We start from the raw sequence: 492 nt of genomic DNA on the forward strand, positions 1-492 counted from the left end.
CTCTCAGATCGCTGAGAAGCTGGACATCCCGCAGATCTCCTACGCTGCTGACGTAAAGATCGAGGGCACCACCGTTACCGTTAAGCGCGCTCTGGAGGATGGCTACATGACCATCGAGACCCAGACCCCGTGCCTGCTGACCTGCATCAAGGAGCTGAACGAGCCCCGCTACATGTCCATCAAGGGCATCATGGGCTGCTACGATAAGCCGATCGCAGTTTATGACTACAACACCCTGAAGGACGATCCGCTGATCGATCCCACCACCATTGGTCTGAAGGGTTCTCCCACCAACATCTTCAAGTCCTTCACTCCTCCCCAGAAGGGTCAGGGCAAGATGCTTGAGGGCGCTGACAAGGCTACCTGCGACGAGCTGGTTGCTGAGCTTCAGAAGAAGCACATCATTTAATCGGAAGGAGAATACTGAACAATGGCTGATTTCAATAATACGAACCTCGCCGATTTTTCCGGCGTATGGGTATTCTGTGAGCA

1 pseudogene is annotated in these 492 nt (G+C 53.7%); it reads left to right on the forward strand.

The features are described 5' to 3' along the window. Positions 1-409, forward strand: a pseudogene (locus tag DWZ82_RS15775) (electron transfer flavoprotein subunit beta); the annotation flags it as partial. Between the last annotated feature and the right edge of the window lie 83 nt (positions 410-492).

Source organism: Butyricicoccus sp. AF35-5AC, from assembly GCF_003477715.1.
Classification (GTDB): domain Bacteria; phylum Bacillota; class Clostridia; order Oscillospirales; family Butyricicoccaceae; genus Agathobaculum; species Agathobaculum butyriciproducens.